Origin of the sequence: Paracoccus sp. pheM1, assembly GCF_018499825.1 — a bacterium.
GTDB classification, from domain to species: Bacteria; Pseudomonadota; Alphaproteobacteria; order Rhodobacterales; family Rhodobacteraceae; genus Paracoccus; species Paracoccus versutus.
In genome coordinates this window covers 2055711-2079814 of record NZ_JAGXCX010000001.1, presented here as the reverse complement: position 1 = coordinate 2079814, position 24104 = coordinate 2055711, and the positions used below count along the sequence as shown (strand labels likewise).

The following is a 24104-nucleotide window of genomic DNA, read 5'->3' as shown; positions in this document are numbered from 1 at the left end:
GGGGCCTGCGGATGTTGCGGCACGTGGTTCAGGCCGGGCTGCCGGGGCGGCCCCTCGCCCGGCGCGGGGCGCCAGCGCAGCGGGTGGCCGTCGCCCGCCAGCACGGGGCGGGCCAGGCGCGGACGGGCCGCGACATGGCAGCGGCAACCGCGACCGCCCCGGCCCCGGCACAGATGCGGGGCGCGCGTGGGCGCGCGGCGCGGCGGGCGGCGGATGGAGGCACAGGTCGCGCAGGTCATGGCGGGGCGGTCCTTTCCCGATGCAAGCTAGGCACGTTTGCCGCGCGTTTCAACCGCGTCACGGCGCTTTGAGTTGATCCCGGACGCCCAAGCGGTTAGGCGCATGGTCAAGAAACGCAAGGATTCAGGACGGACAGATGAACCGCAGACAGATGCTGATGGCTGCCTTGCCGCTGGTGGCCGCGCCTTCGCTGGTTTTCGCACAGGGACAGGCGCAGCCGGCGGCGCTGACCACCCAGGCCGAGCCCAAGCGCGACCCCTATGCCCCGACCGAGGTCTCGATCCGCAACGATTTCGAGGTCGGCAGCATCGTCGTGGTCTCGAAGGACTTCTTCCTCTACCACGTCGTCGCTCCGGGCCGGGCGGTGCGCTATGGCGTCGCCGTCGGCAAGGCCGAGCTGGTCTGGAAGGGCCGCGCCACCGTCGGGCGCAAGACCGAATGGCCCAGCTGGACGCCGACGCCGGCGATGATCAAGCGCAATCCCGGCCAATATGCCCGCTGGGCCGACGGCATGCCGGGCGGCCCCGGCAACCCGCTGGGCGCGCGGGCGCTGTATCTTTACGACGCCAAGGGCAACGACACCTCGATCCGCATCCACGGCACGACCGAGCCCAATTCGATCGGCCGCGCCGTCTCGAACGGCTGCATCCGCATGCGCAACGAGGCGGTGATGGACCTGTTCGAGCAGGTGCCGATCGGAACCCCCGTCTACGTCTACTAAGTGGACATCCGCCTGACATCGCTGTCGGACCCGGCGCTGTCCGGGTTCGATACCGTCATCGATACGCGCTCGCCCTCGGAATATGCCGAGGATCACCTGCCGGGCGCGATCAACCTGCCGGTGCTGTCCGACGAGGAGCGCGCGCAGGTCGGCACGATCTACAAGCAGGTCTCGCCCTTCGACGCCCGCAAGCTGGGCGGCGCCATGGTCGCCGCCAATGCCGCGCGCCATATCGCCGGGCCGCTGGCGGGGCTGGGCGGCGCCTGGCGGCCGCTGGTCTATTGCTGGCGCGGCGGCCAGCGCTCGGGCGCCTTTGCCGGCATCCTGTCGCAGATCGGCTGGCGCGTCGGGCGGCTCGAGGGCGGCTACAAGGCCTGGCGGGCGCTGGTGGTGGCGGGCGTGGCGGCGCCCGTCGCCGCGCCGGTGCTGGTGCTGGACGGCAATACCGGCAGCGCCAAGACCGAGATCCTGGCGCGCCTTGCCGCGCGCGGCCATCAGGTCGTCGACCTGGAGGGGCTGGCGAACCACCGCGGCAGCCTGTTCGGCGCCATGCCGGGCGGCCAGCCGTCGCAGAAGCGCTTCGAAAGCCGCCTTGCCATGGCGCTGGAGGCGCTGGACCCCGCCCGGCCGCTGCTGGTCGAGGCCGAAAGCTCGCGCATCGGCGATCTGAACCTGCCGCGCGGCATCTGGCAGGCGATCACCGCGGCGCCGCGCATCCGCCTGGCCGTGCCGGTCGAGGCCCGCGCCGCCTATACCGCCCGCGCCTATGCCGAGACCTGCGCCGACCCCGAGGCGGTGGCACGGATCGTGGGCCTGTTGCGCCCGCTGCACCCGGCCGACCGGATCGAGGGCTGGCTGCGCATGATCGACGCGGCCGACTGGAGCGGGTTGGCCGAGGGGCTGATGCGCGACCATTACGACCCGCGCTATGAAAAGCACCGCGCGCGTCATGACGACGGGCGCGGGCCGGTGGTGGCGCTGGACGGGCTGGAAGACCTGGAAGCCGCCGCTTCGGCGGTCGAGGCGGCGCTGGCCGGGCTTGACCCTGCCATGCCGGCGCCGGTGGCGCGGCCGGCGGCCTCCGGCGGGGATATTTGAACACGAAAGAAGCCGGGGTCAGGTGCCCTGGGCGAGAAAGCGGCGCAGGATGCGTTCCAGCTTGGCCGCGCCCAGGGGGGCCATGGCCTTGGTGTGTTCATGGCTGATCGATTCGTCCGAGAGCCCCGCGCCCATATTGGTGATGACCGAGACGGCGGCGCAGCGCAGGCCGAGGAAGCGCGCCAGGATCACCTCGGGCACGGTGGACATGCCGACCGCATCGGCGCCCAGGATGCGGGCGGCGCGGATTTCGGCCGGGGTTTCGAACGAAGGCCCCGAGAACCAGCAATAGACCCCCTCGGGCAGCGCGATCCCCTCGGCCTCGGCGGCGGCTTTCAGCCCGGCGCGGATGCCTGGGTCATGGGCTTCGGTCATCGGCACGAAGCGCGCCTCGGACGGCTCGCCGATCAGTGGGTTGGTACCGGCGAAGGCGATGTGGTCCGACAGCAGCATCAGCGAGCCCGGCGGCATCGCGGCGCGCAGGCTGCCGGCCGCATTGGTCAGGATCAACCGTTCTGTGCCGAGCGCCTTGAGCACCTCGAGCGCGGGGCGCATGACATCGGCGCGGCCGGATTCGTAGTAATGCGCCCGCCCGCCGAGGACCGCGACGCGCCGGCCCTCCAGCGCTCCGACGACCAGTTGCGGCACATGGCCCGACACCCCGGCATGGGGAAAGCCCGGCAGGTCGGAATAGGGAATGGCCACGCCCTCGACCGCTGCCGCCAGATGCCCGAGGCCGGAGCCGAGGACCAGCCCGTATTCCGGCGGCGCCGCGCCGGCGCGGTCGCGGATCAGGCGGGCGAGTTCAGCGTTCCTTGACATAGGGCTCTCCTCCCGCACGCGGCGGTATGGCGCGGCCGACGAAACCGGCCAGGATGACGACGGTCAGGATATAGGGCAGGGCGTTCATGAACATCGAAGGCACGGTGACGAAACCCAGATCCAGGTTCGGAAAACGGTTCGCCACCGCCTCGAGCAGGCCGAAGAGGAAGGTCGCCCCCAGCGCCCCCCAGGGCCGCCACTTGGCAAAGATCAGCGCCGCCAGCGCGATGAAGCCGCGCCCGGCGGTCATTTCCTTGACGAAACCGGCCGAGATGCCGGTGGCGAGATAGGCCCCGGCGATGCCGCAAAGCACCCCGCAGATCATCACCGCGGCAAAGCGCAGCCGGACGACCGAGACGCCGGCGGTATCGACCGAGGCCGGGTTCTCGCCCACGGCGCGCAGCCGCAAGCCGAAGCGGGTGCGGTAAAGCACCCACCAGGTCAGCGGCACCATGGCGAAGGCGACATAGACCAGGACGGTGTGGCCCGAGACCAGCTCGGCATAGATCGGCCCGATCACCGGCACCGGGCGCAGGCTGTCGGCGAAGGGCAGGGTGATCTCGCCGAAGCGCGCCGCGCCGGAAAGCGAGGGCGTGCGCCCGCCCAGCCCGAAGATCTTCTGTCCCAGCAGCACCGTCAGCCCCGAGGCGAGGAAGTTGATCGCCACGCCCGAGATCAGCTGGTTGCCGCGAAAGCCGATCGAGGCCACCCCGTGCAGCCCGGCCATGGCCGCCGCGCCGGCGATGCCCGCCAGCAGCCCCAGCCAGGCGCTGCCGGTGGCATAGGCGACCGAGGCCGAGGCAAAGGCCGCCATCAGCATCTTGCCCTCGAGCCCGATGTCGAAGACCCCTGCGCGTTCCGAATAAAGCCCGGCCAGGCAGGCCAGCAGCAGGGGCGTCATCAGCCGCACCGCCGAATCGAGGATCTGGATCAGCGTCGCGAAATCCATCACGCCCCCTTTCGGCGCAGCGCCGCGAACATCCGCTCCAGCGGCATGCGCACCATGTTGTCGAGCGCTCCGGTGAACAGGATCACCAGCGCCTGGATGACCACGATCAGCTCGCGCGGGATCGAGGTCCACAGCGCCAGCTCGCCCCCGCCCTGGTAGAGGAAACCGAAGAGCAGCGCCGCCAGCAGCACGCCAAGGGGATGGTTGCGCCCCATCAGCGCCACGGCGATGCCGATGAAGCCGGCGCCCTCGACCGCGTTCAGCACCAGCCGCTCGGCCTCGCCCATGACGTTGTTCACCGCCATCAGCCCGGCCAGCGCGCCCGAGACCAGCATGGCCAGCACGGTGATGCGCACGGGCGAGATGCCGGCGTAAAGCGCGGCGGGCTCGGACTTGCCGAAGGCGCGGATCTCATAGCCCAGCCGCGTGCGCCAGATCAGCAGCCAGACCAGCAGGCAGGCGGCGATGGCCAGAAAGAAGGTGACGTTGGCGGGGGTGTTGCGGCCCCATTCGACGCCCAGCCCCAGCGCCATCTCGGAAAGCTTCGGCAGATGCGCCGCCTCGGGGAAACGGGCCGAGGCCGGATCCATGCTGCCCACCGGCCGCAGCACGTTCACCAGCATATAGTTCAGGGCCGCGGCGGCGATGAAGTTGAACATGATGGTGGTGATGACGATATGGCTGCCGCGCCGGGCCTGCAACCAGGCCGGGACCAGCGCCCAAAGCGCGCCGAACAGCGCTGCCCCCATGGCCGCCGCCGGCAGCGCCAGCGCCCAATGCGGCCAGGGCAGCGCCAGTACCACCAGCGCCACGCCCAAGCCCCCCATGGCGGCCTGCCCCTCGCCGCCGATGTTGAACAGCCCCGCATGATAGGCAACCATCACCGCCAGGCCGGTAAAGACGAAATTCGTCGTGTAATACAGGGTGAAGCCCCAGCCATAGCTGGACCCCAGCGCGCCCTGCACCATCACCTTCAGCGCCTCGGCCGGGCTTTCGCCGATGGCCAGGATCACCAGCGCCGAGATGGCAAAGGCCAGCACCAGCGAGATCAGCGGCGTCAGGATCACATCCGCCCATTTCGGCATTCGCTCCATCAGCCTGCCTCTCCCGGCTTTCTCCGTTTTCCAAATACCCCCGCCGGAGGCATGCGACGCCTCATCCCGCACCGCCGCCGGCATCGGCGCGCGCCGGTTCCACCCCGGCCATCAGGCAGCCCAGGTCGCCGGTCGTCGCCTCGGCGGGCAGCCGCTCGCCCATGATGCGGCCGTCGAACATCACCAGGATGCGGTCGGACAGCGCCATGATCTCGTCCAGCTCGACCGAGACCAGCAGCATCGCGCGGCCGGCGTCGCGCAAGGCGACGATGCGCTTGTGGATGAATTCGATGGCGCCGATGTCCACCCCGCGCGTCGGCTGGCCGATCAGCAGCAGCTCGGGGTTGCGCTCGACCTCGCGTGCCACCACGATCTTCTGCTGGTTGCCGCCCGAGAAGCTTTTTGCCGCAAGGTCCGGGTTCGGCGGGCGGATGTCGAAACGCTGGATCTTGCCCATCGCATCGGCGCGGATGGCGGCATTGTCCATCAACGGGCCGCGCTGGAACTCCGGCGCATGGTGATAGCCGAAGGCGATGTTTTCCCAGGCGGTGAAATCCATGATCAGCCCCTCGGCCTGCCGGTCCTCGGGGACATGGCCGATGCCGGCGCGGCGGCGGGCGCGGCCGTCGGCCCCCGGACCCTGCAGCGGCAGGGGCCGGCCGCCAAGCCGGATCTCGCCCTGCAGCCTTGCCCCCGCCTCGGGAAAGCCGCCCAGGATCTCCAGCAGCTGCGTCTGGCCGTTGCCGGCGACGCCGGCGATGCCCAGGATCTCGCCGGCGCGGATCTCCAGGTCGATGCCGCGCAGCCGCTCGACGCCCTCGGCATCGACCATGCGCAGGCCCCGCACTTCCAGGACCGGGGCGCCGGGCCGGGCGGGGGGCTTGTCCACCCGCAGCAGCACCTTGCGGCCCACCATCAGCTCGGCCAGCTCGGCCGGGCCGGTCTCGGCGGTCCTGACCGAGGCCACCATCTCGCCCCGCCGCATGACCGAGACATTGTCGGTGATCTCCATGATCTCGCGCAGCTTGTGGGTGATCAGGATGATGGTCTTGCCCTCGTCCTTGAGCCCGCGCAGGATGCGAAACAGGTGGTCGGCCTCGGCGGGGGTCAGCACGCCCGTCGGCTCGTCCAGGATCAGGATGTCGGCCCGGCGATACAGCGCCTTCAGGATCTCGACCCGCTGCTGGTGGCCGACCGACAACTCCTCGACCAGCGCGTCGGGATCGACCTGCAAGCCGTATTCGGCCGCCAGCCGCTTCAGCTCGCCGCGCGCCCGCGACAGCGAGGGGCGCAGCAGGCGGCCGTCCTCGGCGCCCAGGACCACGTTTTCCAGCACGGTGAAGTTCTGCACCAGCTTGAAATGCTGGAACACCATGCCGATGCCGGCGCGGATCGCGGCCTGGCTGTCGGCGATGGCGACGGGCTTGCCGCCGACCAGGATCTCGCCCGCATCCGGGCGATAGAAGCCGTAGAGGATCGACATCAGCGTCGACTTGCCGGCGCCGTTCTCGCCGATGATGCCGTGGATGGTGCCGCGCGGCACCACCAGGTCGATGCCCTTGTTGGCCTGCACCGGCCCGAAAGCCTTGGAGATCCCGCGCAATTCGATCGCCGGGGCGGGCGTGGCCGTCATTCACTGCACCGGGCAGGTGTTGTCGGCCATGTAGTCGTGAACCGTGATCTCGCCCGCCTCGATGGCCTTGGCGGCGGTATCGATGGCGCCGGCGATCTCGTCCGAGATCAGCGGCTTGTTGTTCTCGTCCATGGCCAGCGACACCCCGCCCGAGGCCAGGTCCATGACCCTCACGCCCGGCTCGACCTCGGTCCCGGCCTTGAAGGCCTCGTAGACGGAATTGTCCACGCCCTTGACCATCGAGGTCAGCACCTTGCCCGGATGCAGGTGGTTCTGGTTGCTGTCCACGCCGATCGACAGCACGCCGGCATCCGCCGCCGCCTGCAACACGCCGATGCCGGTGCCGCCCGCCGCGGCATAGACCACGTCCGCGCCTTGCGAGACCTGCGCCTTCAGCAACTCGCTGCCCTTCACCGGGTCGTTCCAGGCCGCCGGCGTGGTGCCGGTATAGTTGATGATCAGCGTGCCGTCCGGCCGGGTGGCCTTGAAGCCCTGGGCATAGCCGCATTCGAACTTGTGGATCAGCGGGATGTCCATGCCGCCGATGAAGCCGACCGTGCCCGATTTCGACGCCAGCGCCGCCGCGACGCCGGCCAGGTACGAGCCCTGCTCTTCGGTAAAGACCACGGATTGCACGTTGGGCTGCTCGACCACCATGTCGATGATGACGAATTTCGTGTCGGGATAGTCCGGCGCGATCTTGGCCAGCACCTCGCCAAAGGCAAAGCCGGTCATCACGATGGGATTGGCCCCGGATTGGGCCAGCCGGCGCAGGGCCTGTTCGCGCTGCGCCTCGGATTGCATCTCCAGTTCCTTGTAGGTGCCGCCGGTCTCGGCCTTCCAGCGCTCGGCCCCGTTATAGGCGGCCTCGTTGAAGGATTTGTCGAACTTGCCGCCGAGGTCGAAGATCAGCGCCGGATCGGCCAGGGCCGCGACGGGCAGCAGGGTCAGGCAGGCGCCGGCGAGCAGGGATTTCATCAGGGACATGTCGGACCTCAGGACGGTTTGCGGGCGAGTCGGCCCAGGATTGTCGGATTAGGGCGCATGGGCCGGAATCCGTCAACAATCTTGTCTGGGGTCAGAGCGCCTGCCGCATCAGCACCGCATCCAGTCCGGGGGCGTAATAATTCCGCCGCTTTCCAAGGGTTTCCCAGCCCGCGCCGGCATAAAGCGCGATGGCGGCCGCGTTGTCCGCGGCGACTTCCAGGAAGGCTTCGCGCGCGCCCCGCGTCCGTGACGTCGCGGCGAATTCGGCCAGCAGCGCCGAGGCCAGCCCGCGGCGGCGCGCCTCGGGCGCGATGGCCAGCGTCAGCAGCTCGGCCTCGTCGGCGATGGCACGGCCCAGCAGGAAGCCCTGCGGCCGGGTCAGCAGGAAATTCGGCGGGCCGGCCAGCAGCGCCTGGAACTCGGCCGCCGTCCAGGGCCGCGGATGCGCGGCAAAGCAGCGGCCATGCAGCGCTGCCAGATCCTCGGGCGTCATGACAGGATCAGCGGGCCGCGGTCGCGCGCCGGCGCGGCATCGGCCGGGCGCAGATAGATCGGCGCCGGGCGCGGCAGGTCCGGCTGGTCGCGCCGTGCGGCGGCGATGCGGGCGATGGCTTCGGCCAGCGGCATGGCCGCGGGCAGCGGCGCGGGGCCGGGCGGCAATTCATGCGCGGGGGCCTGTTGCGGCCGGGTGGCGGCGCCGGTGCCGAAATCCTGCCAGATCACCTCGCCCATGCGCGAGGGCACGGCGACGCGGCAGGGGCGGGGCAGGCCATGCGCGGCCGCCTCGGTCACGCTGACGCCGACGGCGGGGATGCCCAGCGACAGAGCCAGCCCGCGCGCCGCCGCCACCGATATGCGGATGCCGGTGAAATTGCCCGGCCCGATGCCGCAGCCGATGACGGAAAGGTCGCGCCAGCCGACGCCCGCCTCGGCCAGCACCTGGCCAAGCAGCGGAAACAGCCGCTCGGCCTGGCCGCGGGCCATGTCCTCGTGACGCTGGACCAGCAGGCGGTCGCCTTGCAGCAAAGCGGCCGCGCAATGCGCGGCCGATGTGTCGAAGCCCAGCGAGAGCGGCTCAGCCAACGGGACGGACCTCGGTCACTTCCGGGATGTAGTGGCGCAGCAGGTTCTCGATCCCCATCTTCAGCGTCAGCGTGGACGAGGGGCAGCCGGCGCAGGCGCCTTGCATGTGCAGGTAGACCACGCCGCGGTCGAAGCCGTGGAAGGTGATGTCGCCGCCGTCCTGTGCCACGGCCGGGCGCACGCGGGTATCCAGCAGCTCCTTGATCTGGCTGACGATTTCCGCATCCGGTCCGTCCTGGTCGTTATGGCCGCCGGCGGATGCGCCCTCGATGGCCGGGGCGCCGGACTGGTAATGCTCCATGATCGCGCCCAGGACCGAGGGCTTCAGGTGGTCCCAGACCGCGTCGTCGGCCTTGGTCACGGTCACGAAATCCGAGCCGAGGAAGACCCCGGTCACGCCCGGCACGGCAAAGATGCGGCGCGCCAGCGGGCTGGTGGCCGCGGCTTCGGCTGCGGGGAAATCGGCGGTGCCGCTGCCCAGGACGGTTTCGCCCGGCAGGAATTTCAGCGTCGCGGGGTTCGGGGTGGTTTCGGTCTGGATGAACATGGCGCGGGGCTCCTTTGAGGCGGATATGGGGATCGAAGGGCGGACAAGTCAAGTCGGAGGCCGCCCCCATCCCCGCCGGGCGGCCTTGAAAATGCGGCGCAAACCATCGGCGCATGACCCAGGGCCGCGGCCGGGGGGGCGGCGGCATTCGCCAGGTGCCGCGACCATCCGCCGCAGCAGGCGGCTCAGGTGATCTGTTCCAGCCGCTCGCGCGAGATGTCGCCGGGCACGATGGTGACGGGGCAGGGCAGGTTCGCCACCTCGCGCATCAGCCGCGTGACCAGCGGCCCCGGCCCCGCGCTTTCGGTCGAGGCGGCCAGCACCACCACGCCGATCTCGGGGTCGTCGTGGATCTGGGCCAGAAGCTCGGCGCCCGGCTCGCCCTCGCGCACCACCAGCTCGGGCTCGATGCCGGGGCGGTCGCGCATCCATTTGGCGAAGACCTCGTAATGCGCCTCGATCCGCTCATAGGCTTCGGCGCGCATCACGTCGGCGACGCCCATGCCGTGCTGGATGGCCGTGGTGGGGATGACCGCCAGCACCTGCACCCCGCCTCCGGTCTTTGCCGCGCGCAGGGCGGCATAGCGGATGGCGTTCAGGCATTCGCGGGAATCGTCCAGAACCACCAGAAATTTCCGCATGAATCCCGCCCCGGTTGCCTTGGAATGAGCAAAGACTGGCCGAAAGGACACGCTTGCGCAAGTCCGGCACAGTTTTCGCCCTTGCGCTCATTCAAAATTAACGAGTGCTATGGTAGGCGGGAGAAGTAGCCACAGCGCCAAAACGCGGGACGGAATTGTGACGATTCACCAGGACTGGGAAAAAGCCGATATCGCACGGCTCGCCACAGTGGCCCAAGCCGAGATGTCGTGGTTCAAGGACCAGGCGCATGCGCCCGCCATGGCCACCATGCCCCTGTCGAAGCGGGTCTTCGACATCACCCTGGCGCTGGTGGCCCTGGTGCCGCTGTCCATCGTCATGGCGGTCTTTGCCCTGATCCTGCTGGTCTTGCAGGGGCGGCCGATCTTTTATGCGGCGCCGCGGATGGCGGCGCCGGGGCGGACCTTCACCCATCTCAAGTTCCGCACCATGCTGTGCCAGCAGGACGATTTCGGCGTCACCGGCGCGCACAAGGCCTGGCGCATCACGCCGCTCGGCCATTTCATGCGCCGCACCCGCATCGACGAATTGCCGCAGCTGTTCAACATCCTCAAGGGCGACATGAGCTTTGTCGGTCCGCGCCCGACCATCCGCGAATATGTCGAACGCTATCCCGCGGTCTATGGCCAGGTGCTGAAAAGCCGGCCCGGCGTCACCGGGCTGGCGACGCTGATCTATCACCGGCACGAGGACCGCATCCTGCGCCGCTGCAAGAGCGCCGAGGCAACCGAGGCCGCCTATGCCCGGCGCTGCCTGCCGACCAAGCTCAAGATCGACCTGATCTACCAGAAGAACCGGACGCTGGCGCTGGACCTTTGGATCATCTGGCGCACCGTGCTGATCGTGCTTTACAAGGACGAGCGGCCTCGCCGCCGCGGCCGCAAGTAAGGCCCCCGGCGATTTTTCCGATGCGCGCGGATCCCCCGCCCCCGCCGGGCGTTATGGCGGTATATCCATCCTAGGCCTACAGGATTCTGACGCCACCGGCGCGGAAACGGAAAGGGAAATGCTTGCAGCGTAAGGCTCTCGTCACCGGAGGGGCAGGGTTCATCGGCAGCCACCTCGTCGACCGGCTGCTGGCCGCCGGAGAGGAGGTCGTCGTCCTGGACGATCTCTCCAGCGGCAGGATGGACAATCTGCCCGCGGAGGTGCGGCTGGTCCGGGGCGACGTCTGCGATGCCGATCTGGTCGGCAGGCTGCTGGCCGGGGTGGACTGCATCTTTCACCTTGCCGCGCGGGTTTCGGTGCAGCTTTGCATCACCGACTGGATGGCCGCGCATCGCGTCAACCTGGGCGGCACCATGGCCGTGCTGCACGCCGCGCACCGGGCCGGCAACATTCCCGTGGTCCATGCCTCGTCCGCGGCGGTCTATGGCAACCGCGCCGGCGCCACCTGCCGCGAAAGCGACCTGCCCCTGCCGATTTCGCCCTATGCCGCCGACAAGCTGGCCGCCGAGCATCAGGCCGGCGCCATGGCGGCGGTGAACGGTCTTTCTTCGGTCGGGCTGCGGTTCTTCAACGTCTATGGCCCGCGCCAGGACGCGGCCTCGCCCTATGCCGGGGTGATTTCGCGATTCTGCGCCAACCGGCTGGCGGACCGGCCGCATGTGATCTTTGGCGACGGGCAGCAGAGCCGGGATTTCATCTATGTCGCCGATGTGGTCGAGGGCCTGCTTTGCGCCCGCGACCTGGCCGGGAGGGCGCCGGGCGCCCAGGTCTTCAACCTCTGCACCGGGGTCGAAACCACGCTGCTGGATCTGGTGCGCCAGATCGACGCGGTCGCGGGGCGGGGGGCCAGCGCCATCGAACACGCGCCGGCGCCCCCCGGCGACATCCGCGCCTCTTGCGGCTGTCCGCAGGCCGCGCGCGACCGGCTGGGCTTCGTCGCCGCCACGGACATGCGATCGGGGCTGGACATGCTTTGGGACAGGCTGGGTCCGGCTGGCTAGAGGGCATCTGCATCTGAGGATGCCCACCTTGCCCGAACTCTGTTTCAGGATCGAGAAACGGTGCGATCTTGAGCAGGCGAGCCTTGATCGATGGGCAATGGGGGGCGGATTGAACCACCTCTGCCGGGCAAGGCGGGTGACCGGGCCGGCAGCGGGGCTGACAACCGGCTCCCGCATCGACGCGGTTCTGCGGCTGGCGCGTCACGTGGCGCGGCGTGACCTGCCGCCGGAGCCGGGGCGCTGGAGGGGTGCTTGCCCCGATTCCGCCGCGGGCCTCGCGCCAGGGTGTGGGGTTGTCTTTTCAAGGAGTTGAAAGCCGATCTCCGTCGATCGATGCCCCGATCTCAAGGGTCCATGCCGATGCGATCTCGCAGATGGTGCCGTGGCGGGCTGACCACGAGAGTTCATGCCGCGGTGGATGCACCCTGCCCGGCAAGGTTCCCAGTGACGCCTGGGCATGGCGCCGGTAGCCCGCAGGCCAAGGGATTGCTCTGCGGCCTGGCCGGCCCCTGCCAAGCCATCGCCGATGCCGGATGCGGCAGGGATTTGCCGGATGCGGCAGGGATTCCTGCGCCGGTTCATTTTTGGCGATCTGCGCGCCACCGCAGCCGGGCCGGAAGGCACCCCCCGGCCGGAGTCTCCGTAAGAAGCGCCGCACGGTGGCATGTTTTCTTAAACCGGATCAAACCCTTCCGCCGCATCGCGCCCCGCTGCGAGGAAACCGTCGCCTCGTCAAAGGCATTCCCCGACAGCGCCGGCGCAATCGCATGGTTTCCTAAATGAAGGCGCCGGCTTGGTTCAGCGCCTCGGGGAAGGGCGGGGTGCCATAGCCGACCCCGGTCAGGTAAAGCCCCTGCGGCGGGCAGACCGGCCCGCAGGCGGCGCGGTCGCGGGCGACCAGCGCCTCGGCCACGCGTCCGGGCGGCCAGGCGCCGGCGCCGACCCGCTCCAGCGTGCCGACGATCGAGCGCACCTGGTTGTGCAGGAAGGACCGCGCCCGCAGGGTGAAGCGGTATTCGCGGCCCTGCGGGATCGGGGTTTCCTGGATGGTCAGCTCGTCCAGCGTCTTCACCGGGCTCTGCGCCTGGCACATGGTCGAGCGGAAGGTGGTGAAGTCGTGCCGGCCCAGCAGATGCGCCGCGCCCGCGCGCATGGCGGCCAGGTCCAGGGGGTGCTGCACCTGCCAGGCGCGGCCGCGGTCATGGGTCAGCGGCGCGCGGCGCGCGACCAGCCGGAACAGGTAGCGCCGCTCATGCGCCGAGAAGCGGGCGTGGAAGTCGTCCGCCACCCGTGCCGCGGCCAGCACGGCGACGGGGGCGGGCTTCAGGTGCCAGTTCAGCGCCTCGGACAGCCGGAAGGGATCCCAGTCGCGCTGCAGGTCGGCATGCGCGACCTGGCCGGTGGCATGGACCCCGGCATCGGTGCGCCCCGCCGCGGCGATCCGCGCCCCGGCCGTGAAACCGGGATCGAGCCGGCCGAGCGCCGCCTCGATGGCGCCCTGCACGCTGGGCCGGTCGGCCTGGGCCTGCCAGCCGGCAAAGGGGCTGCCGTCATATTCGATCAACAGGGCGAAACGGGGCATGGCTAGCGGCGCGGCTTGTCGGATTCGCGCGGGATCAGCAGGTCGTCGAGCGTCATCGAGCGCGGCAATTCGGCGGGCTCGGCCGGTTCGGCGGGCGCGGGCCGGGGCCGCACGCCTTCCCGTGCCAGCCGGTCGCGCAACACGCCGATCTCGATGTCCAGGTCGCTGCGGCCGCCTTCCAGCAGCTTGGCGCTGCGGGCGGCGAACTCGGTTTCCAGGTCGTCCAGCAGCGTCTCGTAATCCCGGCGCGCGCGCGGGTCGCGGGTCTGGGCGTAGAGGTCGGCGAACTTGACCGTCGCGTCGCGCGCGCCTTGCAGGTAGACGCTGAGATAGCGGCGCAGGGCGGCGATGGTGTCGGGATTGTCCTCGACATGGGCGAAGAGTTCGCGCGCGGTGGCGGCGAACATGCCGACGCGGGCCTCGAGCCGGCGGTCGCCGCTGCGCAGGATGGCGTCCTGCATGGCCTTCAGATGCGCCTCGCCCTCGGCGACGATGCGTTGGGCGCGGTCCTGGCGGACGCCGTCGATGCCCTCCATGCCCTTGTCGCGCATCGGGTCGCCGCCGAAGGCGAGCCAGTGCAGCATGGCCCCGGCGACGCCGATCACCCCGGCGCCGGCCTCGGCCCCCGGCACATAGGCGCCCAGGGCAAGGCCGAGCCCGGTCAGGATGCCGCCGAAGAGCTTGCGCGGGATCGCCGGGCGGCGGGCGATGCGGCGGGCGTCATAGGCGGCCTCGGCCTGCAGCCCCTGGCGTGTCATCCACATGCCCGAGGCGATGGTGCCGAAGGCGATCAGGTGCAGGGCAAGCCCGGCCGGATCCTGCCAGAAGGCGCTGATGAGAAAGGGGGCCGCCATGATCGTGACCCAGCGCGTGCGCGATTCCAGCGGATGCCGGATCTCGCCCGGTGCGGGGCGCGCGGGCGGGCGCGGGCCGGTGCCGTCCGGCCGGGGCTGCGGCGAGAAGCGGCCGCCGAAACGCCTTGCCATCGCCGCGCCCTCAGCCCGCGCCCAGGAAGGAGGCATAGAGCGTCAGGCCCATCAGCAGAAAGAAGGACAGGCGCTGCATGGCTTTCCGGGACATGGGCTTCCTTTCGGCGCGTCGGGCAATGTTGCCCGCAGGATATAGGGCCTTGCGGGCGGGAACGGAAGGGCGCGGCGGTCGGGGGGCTCTGCCCCCCGCGCCTCATGCGCCCCTCGATGGGGCGCGTGAGGCGCTCCCCCCGGAGTATTTGGAAAACGGAGAAAGCCGGTTTCGGGCGGGCGGTGCGGCATGCGGGGAAGGGGTGGAGCGGGTGATGGGAATCGAACCCACGTATTCAGCTTGGAAGGCTGCTGCTCTACCATTGAGCTACACCCGCGTCGCGCCTTTCTATAGGGGGTGGCGCGGGTTCGTGCAAGCGTCGCGCGCTTGACGCCTGCGGGGCGGCGGGGCAAGCAGGGCGGCATGATCGATATCCGTCCCGTGGCCAATATCGTCGGCAAGGTCGTCGTCACGCTGGGGACGGCGATGGCGCTGCCCATGCTGGTCGATTGGTGGCATGGAGACCCGCATTGGCTGATCTTCCTGGAATGCGGCATCCTGACCATGCTGGCCGGCGGGCTGGTGGCGCTGTCCACGCGGCAAAAGGACAAGTCGCTGACCATCCAGCAGGTGTTCCTGCTGACCGCGATGCTGTGGCTGGTGGTGCCGGTGGCCGGTGCGCTGCCCTTCATGCTGGGCGCGCCGCAGGCCGGCTTCACCGACGCCTATTTCGAGGCCATGTCGGGCGTCACCACCACCGGCACCACCGCATTCCCCGACCTCGACAACCTGCCCAAGGGCACCAACCTGTGGCGGGCCTTCCTGAACTGGGCGGGGGGGCTGGGGATCATCGTCGTCGCCATGATCTTCCTGCCGGTGATGAAGGTCGGCGGCATGCAGTTCTTTCGCTCGGAAGGCTTCGACACGCTGGGCAAGATCCTGCCCCGCGCCTTCGACATCGCGCGCGAGATGACCGGGGTCTACATCGCCATGACCGCAAGCTGCATGGTGGTCTATATCCTGCTGGGCATGAAGGGCTTCGATGCGCTGGTGCTGGCGCTGTCCACCTGTTCCACAGGGGGCTTTTCCAATTACGACGCCAGTTTCGCGCCCTTCATCGGGCCGGCGGAATATGCCGCCGCCTTCTTCATGATCCTGGCCTCGATCCCCTTTATCCGCATGGTGCAGCTGATCCGCGGCTCGGCCGAGCCGATCTGGCGCGACATCCAGGTCCGCGCCTATCTGCGCTGGACCTTCTATGCCATCGCGCTGGTGGTGCTGTACCGGCTGTTGTGGCTCGAGGCGAAGAACCCCTTCGACGTGATCCGCGAGACCACGTTCAACGTCGTCTCGACCTTTTCGGGCACCGGCTTCGCCTCGACCGACGTGACGCAATGGGGGCATTTCCCCTTTGTCGTGCTGATCGTGGTCGGGCTGATCGGCGGCTGCACCGGCTCGACCTCGTGTTCGGTCAAGGTGTTCCGCTATCTGGTGCTGTTCCAGGCGGTCAGGGCGCAGCTCAAGCGCATGCAGTCGCCGCACCGGGTGTTTCCGCTGCTTTATGGCGGCCGCCCGCTGGAAGAGGACGTGGTCGATTCGGTGATGGCCTTCTTTACCCTGTTCATCCTCAGCTTCGGCCTGCTGATCGTCGGGCTGGCGCTGACCGGGCTGCATCCGCGCACGGCGCTGACCGCGGCCTGGACCGCCATCGCCAATGTCGGCGTGGTCTGGGGGCCGGAGCTGACGCCCGAGGGGGCGGTGACGAATTTTCCCACCGCCTCGAAATGGCTGATGATCTGGGGGATGTATCTGGGCCGGCTGGAGCTGATCTCGGTGCTGGTGCTGCTGCTGCCGCGGTTCTGGCGCGGCTAGTCCTGCGCGATCGCCGGGGCGATGGCGGGCGCCTCGGGCCGGGCCTCGGTGGCGCCGGGGGCGAAGCGGGCCAGGTTGTCCGAGATCTCGGCCGCCAGCCGGTGCTGGTCCTCGGGGTCCGAGATCGGCCAGATCAGCACGAAGCCCTGCACCCGGCCGTCGACCACCCGGCCTTCGGCATGGCCGATATGGGTCTGGTTGCGCCCGTCCAGCGTGACGCTGCCGCGTTCCACCTTGCGCTCGGGCGCCGGCACCCAGCCGAGCGCGGTGACGAGGCCGGCGAGGTCCAGCATCTCCTGCTGGCCGCCGGGCTGCGAGAACAGGATCAGCGCCGCGCCCGAGCCGTCCTTGGGCCCATAGATCGACAGCGCGCGCTCGGCCCGGTCGAATTGCAGCTTCTCCATCGGCGCGGGCAGCATCAGGCCGGTATGGGCGTCGCGCAGCTCGGCCAGGCCCATCTCGGCCCGCCAGGCTTCGCGGCGGCGGATCAGCTCGGCCATGGCGGTCGCGGTATCGGGCGAGGCGCGCAGGCGCACGATTTCCTCGGCGATGGCGGCGCGGGTCTTGGGGCCGTCCTTGCCGTCGATGCCCCCGTCGTAATGGCCTGCCCAACGCAGGGCGCGCTGGATCTCCTCTAGCGGCGGCATGGGCACCGGCGCCGCGTCCGGGGCAGGGGGGGCGCCCAGGTCCGGCACCTTGCCGATGATCGCGATCTCGCCCATCTCCTCGCCCGGCGCGAGGAAGGCGTCCTTGGGCACCGCGCCCGCATCCCGGAACGCCTGAAGCCAGGCGGTGCCGGTCGCCCGGTCCATCGGGCCAAAGCCGATGGTCAGCCGGCCGCCCGGCAGGGTCCACAGCCCGGCCTCGGGCAGGGTCTCGCGCCATTTCGCCAGCAATTCCTCGGCCCGCGCGCGGTCGGTGGTGGATTCGAGGCGCAGGAAGAACTGCTCGGGCGCGGGTTCGGGCTCTGCCAAGGCGCCGGCATCGGCGGTCGGGGCCGCATCCTCGCCGGGGACGGGCTCGTCCCCTGCGGCCGCGGGCTGGGCCTGGGGGAAGGTCGAGGCATTGCCGCCGGGCGTCGTCGCCTGGGGATCGGCGGGGGGTTCGGCGGGCGCTGCGTCGCCGATCCGGGTCAGCTCGCGCCCCTCGGCGGCGGCCAGGAAGCTGTCGCCCGGCACCTTGCGCTGCTGCTTCAGCTGTTCCAGCCGCGCCGCCGCCTCTTCGCGCGGCATCGGGCCAAGCGCGATCCCGACCCAGCCGTCAGCCAGCGGGAACGTCACGACATCGGGGAACTCCGCGCCCCAGTTCCGGGCGGTGGCGGCCGCGGCTTCCGTGCCGCGCTTGGCCTCGATGCGGATCACTACGTCCTCGGCCTGCGCCGCAAAGCCCAGAGACAGCGGCAGAGCCGCACCGATGACGAATGCAAAGCGCCGCATGGGCATGTCCCTCTCATTGACCCTGCGCCGCCCTCTGCCTAGAAGGCGGCAGACATTTCCTGCCAGTTATGCCGAAGGAAGCCCCGATGACCAGCCCAAAGGACAATCAGACGGCGAAACCCGTCTGCTTCCAGGACGTGATCCTGCGCCTGCAATCCTATTGGGCTGCACAGGGCTGCGCGGTGCTGCAACCCTATGACATGGAGGTCGGCGCCGGCACCTTCCACCCGGCGACCACGCTGCGCAGCCTTGGCGCCCGGCCCTGGGCCGCGGCCTATGTCCAGCCCTCGCGCCGGCCGACCGACGGCCGCTATGGCGAGAACCCGAACCGCCTGCAGCATTACTACCAGTATCAGGTCATCATCAAACCCTCGCCGCCGAACCTGCAGGAGCTTTACCTGGGCAGCCTGGCCGCCATCGGCCTGGACCCGATGATCCACGACGTGCGCTTCGTCGAGGACGACTGGGAAAGCCCGACGCTGGGCGCCTGGGGCCTGGGCTGGGAGGTCTGGTGCGACGGCATGGAGGTCAGCCAGTTCACCTATTTCCAGCAGGTCGGCGGGCATGACTGCCGCCCGGTCTCGGGCGAGCTGACCTATGGCCTGGAGCGGCTGGCCATGTATGTGCTGGGGGTCGAGCATGTGATGGACATGCCCTTCAACCCGCCCGGCAGCCCGATCCCGCTGAGCTATGGCGACGTTTTCCGCCAGGCCGAGCGCGAATATTCCCGCTGGAACTTCGAACAGGCCGATACGGACATGCTGCTGCAGCATTTCAAGGATGCCGAGGCGGAATGCGACCGCATCCTGGCCGCCGCGGACACGGACGGCGCCGGGCGGCGCATCCCGATGGCGCATCCGGCCTATGACCAGGCGATCAAGGCCAGCCACCTGTTCAACCTGCTCGATGCGCGCGGCGTGATCTCGGTCACGGAGCGCCAGGCCTATATCGGCCGCGTCCGGGCGCTGGCGAAACGCTGCGCCGACCTGTTCGTGACCACCGAGGCGGCGGGCGCGGTAGGGGGAGGGGCGGCATGAGTTCGGGCAAGATCGTCGCCTCGATGCTGGTGCTGGTGGCCGTCATGGCCGGCCTGGCCGTCTGGTATCTGCAGGTCTATGGCTTCTACGACCAGGTGGACGAGATCAGCGGCGCGCAGGACATCGTCGTCACCGATGCGCAGGGCGCCACCCATCCGGTCGCGGTCGCGGATTTCAAGGCGATCGACGCCACAAGCTCGCCCATCCGCTATCGCGCCTGCTTCACGCTGGACCCGGCTGAACTGGCCGATGCCGCGCCCTATGCCGGTGCGACGCCGCTGAACGGGCCGGGCTGGTTCAAGTGCTATTCCGCCAGGGCGCTGACCGCCGACCTGGAATCGGGCGCGGCCCGCGCCGTGCTGGGCCAGGCCGAGATCCGCCCCGACGTGGACCGGGTGATCGTGGTCTATCCCGACGGCCGCGCCTTTGCCTGGCACCAATTCAACGACAAGACCCCCGAACGCGGAGTGATGGACTGATGCCCGACCTTCTGATCGAGCTTTTCTCGGAGGAGATCCCGGCGCGGATGCAGGCCCGCGCCCGCGAGGATCTGAAGAAGCGCGTCACCGACGGTCTGGTCGAGGCGGGGCTGACCTATCGCTCGGCCGGCGCCTTCTCGACCCCGCGCCGGCTGGCGCTGGCCGTCGAGGGGCTGACCGCGGAAAGCCCGACCACGCGCGAGGAACGCAAGGGCCCCCGCACCGACGCGCCCCAGGCGGCGCTGGAGGGCTTCCTGCGCTCGACCGGCCTGACCCGCGAGCAGCTGGAGGCGCGCGACGACAAGAAGGGCCAGGTCTGGTTCGCGGTGGTCGCCAAGCCCGGCCGCCCCGCCGCCGAGATCGTGGCCGAGGTGCTGGAGCGCACGATCCGCGATTTCCCCTGGCCCAAGTCGATGCGCTGGGGCTCGGGATCCCTGCGCTGGGTGCGGCCGCTGCATTCGATCATCTGCCTGCTCTCGGACGAATCCGGCGCCAGCGTGGTGCCGCTGGAGATCGAGGGCATCCGCGCCGGTGCCACCACCCGCGGCCACCGCTTCATGGCGCCTGATCAGATCACCGTCTCGGGCTTCGAGGACTACGCCGCCAAGCTGCGCCGCGCCCGCATCATGCTGGACCCCGCCGAACGCGAGGCGGCGATCCGGCAGGAGGCGGCGAACCTCGCCTTCGCCCGCGGCTGGGAGATCGTGCCGGACGAGGGCCTGCTTTCCGAGGTCGCGGGCCTGGTCGAATGGCCGGTGGCCCTGATGGGCGCCATCGAGGACCGTTTCCTGTCCCTGCCGCCCGAGGTGCTGCAAACCTCGATGAAGGAACACCAGAAGTTCTTCTCGGCCCGCAATCCCAGGACCGGCCGCATCGAGGGCTTCGTCACCGTGGCGAATATCGAGAACCCCGACCATGGCGAGACGATCCTGAAAGGCAACCAGCGCGTGCTGGCGGCGCGCCTGTCGGACGCGGCCTTCTTCTGGGACAACGACCTGCGCGAGGCGAAAGCGGGCATGCAGGACTGGGCCGAGGGGCTGCGTTCGGTGACGTTCCAGAGCAAGCTCGGTAGCCAGGCCGACCGCATCGCCCGCATCGCGGCGCTGGCGCGCGAGATCGCGCCGCTGGTCGGTGCCGACCCGGACCAGGCGGAACAGGCGGCCAGGGTGGCCAAGCTCGACCTGCGCTCGGCCATGGTGGGCGAGTTCCCGGAACTGCAGGGCACCATGGGCCGCTATTACGCGCTGGCGGCCGGCCTGCCCGAGCCGGTGGCCGACGCCGCCCGCGACCATTACTCGCCGCTCGGCCCCTCGGACGCGGTGCCCTCGGCGCCGGTGTCGGTGGCGGTGGCGCTGGCCGACAAGCTCGACACGCTGACCGGCTTCTGGGCCATCGACGAAAAGCCCACCGGCTCGAAAGACCCCTTCGCGCTGCGCCGCGCCGCGCTGGGGGTGATCCGGCTGGTGCTGGTGAATGGGGTGCGCGCCAATCTTGGCCAGACCTTCGCCAAGGCCCGGCCCGATGCCGATGCGACGGACCTCCTCGCCTTCTTCCACGACCGCCTGAAAGTCCACCTGCGCGACCAGGGCATCCGCCACGACATCATCGACGCGGTGCTGAACATGCCCGGCAGCGACGACTTGGTGCTGCTGGTCAACCGTGCCACCGCGCTGAACGACGTGCTCCAGACCGCGGACGGCACCAACCTGCTGCAGGGGCTCAAGCGCGCCGGCAACATCCTCGCCCAGGCCGAAGAGAAGGACGGCGTCGAATACAGCTTCGGCGCCGATCCGAAATTCGCCGAGACCGACGAGGAACGCAGCCTGTTCGCCGCTCTCGACAAGGCGGAACCGGCGATCCGCGAGGCGGTGCGGCTCGAGGATTTCCAGGCCGCGACCCAGGGCATCGCCAGCCTGCGCGCGCCCATCGATGCCTTCTTCGAGGCGGTGCAGATCAACACCGACAACCAGATCACCCGCCGCAACCGGCTGAACCTGCTCTCGCGCATCCGCGAAGCCGGCCGGCTGGTCGCGGATTTCGGCCGGATCGAGGGCTGACCCGCTTTTCTCCGTTGCAAAAATACTCCGGGGGGAGCGCCTCCGGCGCCCCGTCGAGGGGCGCAGGAGGCGCGGGGGGCAGAGCCCCCCGGCCCGCCGCACCACCCGCTGTTCTTCGCACTTGCAGCAATGCGCCGGCCATGCCTAATGTGACGGCATCATGACCGCGCTGACAGACCCAGGTGCCATCGTTGAAATCACCCCCTCGGCGGGGATCCAGACCGCACGCCACGGCTGGCGCGCGAAATGCCTGCAGCGCCTGATCCGCATGGAACTGCCTGTGCCGACCAGCTTCGCGCTGTCGGCCGAGGCGGTGCGCGCCATCGCCGCCGGCCAGATGCCCGACCGCGCCCGCCTTGCCGCCATCATCGAGCGCGCCGACGGGCTGGTCAGCGTGCGGCCCTCGGCGATGAACCCGGCCTGGGGCGGGCCGGGCACGGTGCTGAACGTGGGCATCAACCACGAATGCCACGCCCGGCTGGTGAAAAGCCGCGGCCAGGCGGCGGCGGATGCGATCTACCTGGGCTTCGTGCAATCCTATGCCATCCATGTCGCAAGGCTGGACCCCGACATGTTCTCGGACAGCGAGGGCGGGCTTGCCGCCGCCCTGCGCGCCTATGAGGACGAGACCGACGAGGAATTCCCCCAGGACCCGGCCCGGCAGCTGGCCGAGGTGCTGCGCAGCATGGCGCGCGCCTGGGACGGGCCGACTGCGCGGCTTCTGCGCCAGGCCAAGGGCGCGCCGGCCAATGCGCCGCTGGGGCTGGTGGTGCAGGACATGGCGCTGGCCATCGGGCCGGGCGTCACCGGCTCGGGCACCATCCAGTTCATCGACAGCGTGACCGGCGCGCCGCGCCTGACCGGCCGGTTCCGCGGCCAGACCCAGGGCCGCTCCAAGGGCGAGGGGGCGGAAACGCTCTACCTGACCCGCGACCCGCGCGGCCCCTCGCTGGAAGAGGCCGCGCCCGAGGTCTTTGCCGACCTGGTCCGCTTCGGCGTCGCCGCCCGCGAACGCCTGCGCGAAGAGATGCAGATCGAATTCGTCGTCTCGGACAGTCGGCTTGCGATCATCGACGCGGTGCGGGTCAGCCGCAGCTCGCGCGCCAGCGTGCGCATCGCCGTGGCGCTGGCCCGCGATGGCATCATTCCGGCCGAAGAGGCGGTGATGCGGGTCGAGCCGCGGGCGTTGTCGGACCTGCTGCACCACCAGGTCGATCCGCGCGCACCCCGCGACGTGATCGCCCGCGGCATCAATGCCAGCCCCGGCGCCGCCACCGGGCGCATGGTCTTTACCGCCGCCGCCGCCCAGGCCTCCGAGGCGCGGGGCGAGCGCTGCGTGCTGGTGCGCCGCGAGACCGTGCCCGAGGACATCCGCGGCATGCATGCCGCCGTCGCCGTGCTGACCGAGCGCGGCGGCATGACCAGCCATGCCGCGGTGATCGCCCGCGGCATCGGCCTGCCCTGCATCGTCGGCGCCAGCGGCATCTCGATCGACACCCGCGCCCGCACCATGCTGGTCGGCGGAAGGCTGTTCCACGAGGGCGAGGAGATCACCATCGACGGCACCTCGGGCGAGGTGCTGGCTGGCGCCGCCGAGATGCTGGAGCCGGCGCTGGACGAAAGCTTCACCCAGCTTCTGGAATGGGCCGACGCGCATTGCCGCATCAGGATCCGCGCCAATGCCGACACGCCCGAGGACGCCCGCACCGCCCGCATGTTCAACGCCCAGGGCATCGGCCTGTGCCGCACCGAGCACATGTTCTTCGACGACGAGCGCCTACCGGCCATGCGCGAGATGATCTTCGCCGGCAAGCCCGAGGACCGGCGCCTGTCGCTGGAACGGCTGTTGCCGATGCAGCGCAGCGATTTCGCGGCGCTGTTCGAGATCATGGCCGGGCTGCCCGTCACCATCCGCCTGTTCGACCCGCCGCTGCACGAATTTTTGCCACATGACCGCGAAGGCATGCGGGAACTTGCCGAATCGCTGGACCTGCCCTTGTCGGACGTGACCCGCCGGGTCGAGGCGCTGTCGGAATTCAACCCGATGCTGGGCATGCGCGGCGTGCGGCTGGGCATCACCGTGCCCGAGATCTATGACATGCAGGCCCGCGCCATCTTCGAGGCCACCATCGAGGCCAGCCACAACGGCGACCCGGTGGTGCCCGAGATCATGATCCCGCTGGTCAGCGCCCGGCGCGAGGTCGAGCTGGTCAAGAACCGCATCGACGCGGTCGCCGCCGCCGTCAGGAACGAGACGCGCAAGGATTTCACCTATCGCCTGGGCGTGATGGTCGAGACGCCGCGCGCCGCGCTGCGCGCCGGCGACATCGCGGAACATTCGGCCTTCTTGTCCTTTGGCACCAACGACTTGACGCAGATGACCTATGGGCTGTCGCGCGACGACGCCGGCCGCTTCATGGGCACCTATGTCAACCAGGGCGTCTATTCCGAGGATCCGTTCCACATCCTCGACCGCGACGGGGTGGGCGAACTGGTCGCCATCGGCACCGAGCGCGCCCGCAGCCACAAGCCCGACATCACCATTTCGGTCTGCGGCGAACATGGCGGCAACCCCGAATCCATCGCCTTCTGCCTGCGGGCCGGGGTGAACTACGTTTCCTGCTCGCCCTTCCGGGTGCCGGTGGCGCGGCTCGCCGCGGCGCAGGAATCGATTCTCATGGGCCGGGAAGAGGCGGAATCGGCGGCCGGGACGGAGTCCTAGGACCAGCCGGTTTTGGCCGGAATCTGCCCGTTGGCCGTTTTGTCGTCGGCGGGTTTCCGCCAAAATCGTTTGATTTCAAGCGAATCGCATCCCTCACGTCCATGTGGGCTGGATCG

General features: G+C 69.7%; 21 protein-coding genes and 1 tRNA gene. 9 read left to right on the top strand and 13 right to left on the bottom strand.

The genetic code is table 11. From position 1 onward, the window contains the following. The first annotated feature begins 376 nt into the window (after window positions 1-376). Window positions 377-961: a L,D-transpeptidase gene (locus KF941_RS10615; RefSeq protein WP_072461056.1), complete on the top strand. Its 585-nt coding sequence runs from the start codon at window positions 377-379 to the stop codon at window positions 959-961. Further along, the gene (mnmH, locus tag KF941_RS10610) at window positions 962-2059 is read left to right on the top strand and encodes a tRNA 2-selenouridine(34) synthase MnmH (protein ID WP_214273300.1); all 1098 of its coding nucleotides are present in this window, start codon (window positions 962-964) and stop codon (window positions 2057-2059) included. A gap of 18 nt (window positions 2060-2077) precedes the next feature. On the opposite strand, the gene KF941_RS10605 is transcribed toward mnmH, so the two are convergent. From KF941_RS10605 to KF941_RS10565, 9 genes are all read right to left on the bottom strand, one after another. Continuing rightward, window positions 2078-2881, bottom strand: a complete 804-nt coding sequence (locus KF941_RS10605) for a purine-nucleoside phosphorylase (protein WP_036750335.1) — start codon at window positions 2879-2881, stop codon at window positions 2078-2080. Continuing rightward, window positions 2865-3830 carry an ABC transporter permease gene (locus KF941_RS10600; protein ID WP_036750333.1) on the bottom strand — a complete coding sequence of 322 codons (966 nt, stop codon included), beginning with the start codon at window positions 3828-3830 and terminating at the stop codon, window positions 2865-2867. The genes KF941_RS10605 and KF941_RS10600 overlap by 17 nt, the downstream gene beginning before the upstream one ends. After that, on the bottom strand, window positions 3830-4924 hold the full coding sequence (locus KF941_RS10595; RefSeq protein WP_214273299.1) for an ABC transporter permease: 1095 nt from the start codon (window positions 4922-4924) through the stop codon (window positions 3830-3832). The genes KF941_RS10600 and KF941_RS10595 overlap by 1 nt, the downstream gene beginning before the upstream one ends. 61 nt (window positions 4925-4985) lie before the next feature. Further along, entirely contained in the window at window positions 4986-6557 is a 1572-nt protein-coding gene (locus tag KF941_RS10590) for an ABC transporter ATP-binding protein (protein ID WP_214273298.1), read from the bottom strand. Next, window positions 6558-7544, bottom strand: coding sequence for a BMP family ABC transporter substrate-binding protein (locus KF941_RS10585; protein WP_036750325.1), 987 nt, complete (start codon window positions 7542-7544; stop codon window positions 6558-6560). It abuts the gene before it with no gap. A 91-nt stretch (window positions 7545-7635) separates the two neighbouring features. After that, the gene (locus tag KF941_RS10580; protein WP_116223041.1) at window positions 7636-8037 is read right to left on the bottom strand and encodes a GNAT family N-acetyltransferase; all 402 of its coding nucleotides are present in this window, start codon (window positions 8035-8037) and stop codon (window positions 7636-7638) included. Next, window positions 8034-8627, bottom strand: coding sequence for a tRNA (adenosine(37)-N6)-threonylcarbamoyltransferase complex dimerization subunit type 1 TsaB (tsaB, locus tag KF941_RS10575; protein WP_214273297.1), 594 nt, complete (start codon window positions 8625-8627; stop codon window positions 8034-8036). The genes KF941_RS10580 and tsaB overlap by 4 nt, the downstream gene beginning before the upstream one ends. Then, window positions 8620-9174: a NifU family protein gene (locus tag KF941_RS10570; protein WP_036750316.1), complete on the bottom strand. Its 555-nt coding sequence runs from the start codon at window positions 9172-9174 to the stop codon at window positions 8620-8622. Before KF941_RS10570 ends, tsaB begins: the two co-directional genes overlap by 8 nt. 185 nt (window positions 9175-9359) lie before the next feature. After that, window positions 9360-9815: a universal stress protein gene (locus KF941_RS10565; RefSeq protein ID WP_036750313.1), complete on the bottom strand. Its 456-nt coding sequence runs from the start codon at window positions 9813-9815 to the stop codon at window positions 9360-9362. Between the two features lie 157 nt (window positions 9816-9972). Between KF941_RS10565 and KF941_RS10560 the strand changes: the two genes are divergently transcribed. Next, a complete protein-coding gene (locus KF941_RS10560) occupies window positions 9973-10722 on the top strand; it encodes a sugar transferase (protein ID WP_083538983.1) in 750 nt (249 codons plus the stop codon). 122 nt (window positions 10723-10844) lie between these two features. After that, window positions 10845-11783 (top strand): NAD-dependent epimerase/dehydratase family protein, encoded by a 939-nt coding sequence (locus KF941_RS10555; protein WP_214273296.1) that lies wholly within the window; start codon window positions 10845-10847, stop codon window positions 11781-11783. A 775-nt stretch (window positions 11784-12558) separates the two neighbouring features. Here the strand turns inward: KF941_RS10555 and truA are convergent. The 3 genes from truA to KF941_RS10540 form a co-directional block, all read right to left on the bottom strand. Then, the gene (gene truA, locus KF941_RS10550) at window positions 12559-13365 is read right to left on the bottom strand and encodes a tRNA pseudouridine(38-40) synthase TruA (protein ID WP_214273295.1); all 807 of its coding nucleotides are present in this window, start codon (window positions 13363-13365) and stop codon (window positions 12559-12561) included. Between the two features lie 2 nt (window positions 13366-13367). After that, window positions 13368-14351, bottom strand: coding sequence for a 5-bromo-4-chloroindolyl phosphate hydrolysis family protein (locus KF941_RS10545; RefSeq protein ID WP_214273294.1), 984 nt, complete (start codon window positions 14349-14351; stop codon window positions 13368-13370). Window positions 14352-14648: 297 nt separating this feature from the next. Then, a tRNA-Gly gene (locus tag KF941_RS10540) sits at window positions 14649-14722 on the bottom strand. An 86-nt stretch (window positions 14723-14808) separates the two neighbouring features. Here KF941_RS10540 and KF941_RS10535 point away from each other — a divergent pair. Then, window positions 14809-16257: a TrkH family potassium uptake protein gene (locus KF941_RS10535; RefSeq protein ID WP_116171003.1), complete on the top strand. Its 1449-nt coding sequence runs from the start codon at window positions 14809-14811 to the stop codon at window positions 16255-16257. On the opposite strand, the gene KF941_RS10530 is transcribed toward KF941_RS10535, so the two are convergent. Continuing rightward, the gene (locus KF941_RS10530; protein ID WP_240540280.1) at window positions 16254-17693 is read right to left on the bottom strand and encodes a peptidoglycan-binding domain-containing protein; all 1440 of its coding nucleotides are present in this window, start codon (window positions 17691-17693) and stop codon (window positions 16254-16256) included. The genes KF941_RS10535 and KF941_RS10530 overlap by 4 nt on opposite strands. Window positions 17694-17779: 86 nt before the next feature. On the opposite strand from KF941_RS10530, the gene KF941_RS10525 reads away from it, so the two are divergent. The 4 genes from KF941_RS10525 to KF941_RS10510 all read left to right on the top strand — a co-directional run bounded on the left by KF941_RS10525 (window position 17780) and on the right by KF941_RS10510 (window position 23988). After that, the gene (locus tag KF941_RS10525) at window positions 17780-18730 is read left to right on the top strand and encodes a glycine--tRNA ligase subunit alpha (RefSeq protein ID WP_114535166.1); all 951 of its coding nucleotides are present in this window, start codon (window positions 17780-17782) and stop codon (window positions 18728-18730) included. Next, window positions 18727-19209: a DUF6446 family protein gene (locus KF941_RS10520; protein ID WP_011746884.1), complete on the top strand. Its 483-nt coding sequence runs from the start codon at window positions 18727-18729 to the stop codon at window positions 19207-19209. The genes KF941_RS10525 and KF941_RS10520 overlap by 4 nt, the downstream gene beginning before the upstream one ends. Beyond that, a complete protein-coding gene (glyS, locus tag KF941_RS10515; protein WP_214273292.1) occupies window positions 19209-21266 on the top strand; it encodes a glycine--tRNA ligase subunit beta in 2058 nt (685 codons plus the stop codon). The genes KF941_RS10520 and glyS overlap by 1 nt, the downstream gene beginning before the upstream one ends. 160 nt (window positions 21267-21426) lie before the next feature. Then, window positions 21427-23988: a putative PEP-binding protein gene (locus KF941_RS10510; RefSeq protein ID WP_214273290.1), complete on the top strand. Its 2562-nt coding sequence runs from the start codon at window positions 21427-21429 to the stop codon at window positions 23986-23988. Window positions 23989-24104: the final 116 nt, after the last annotated feature.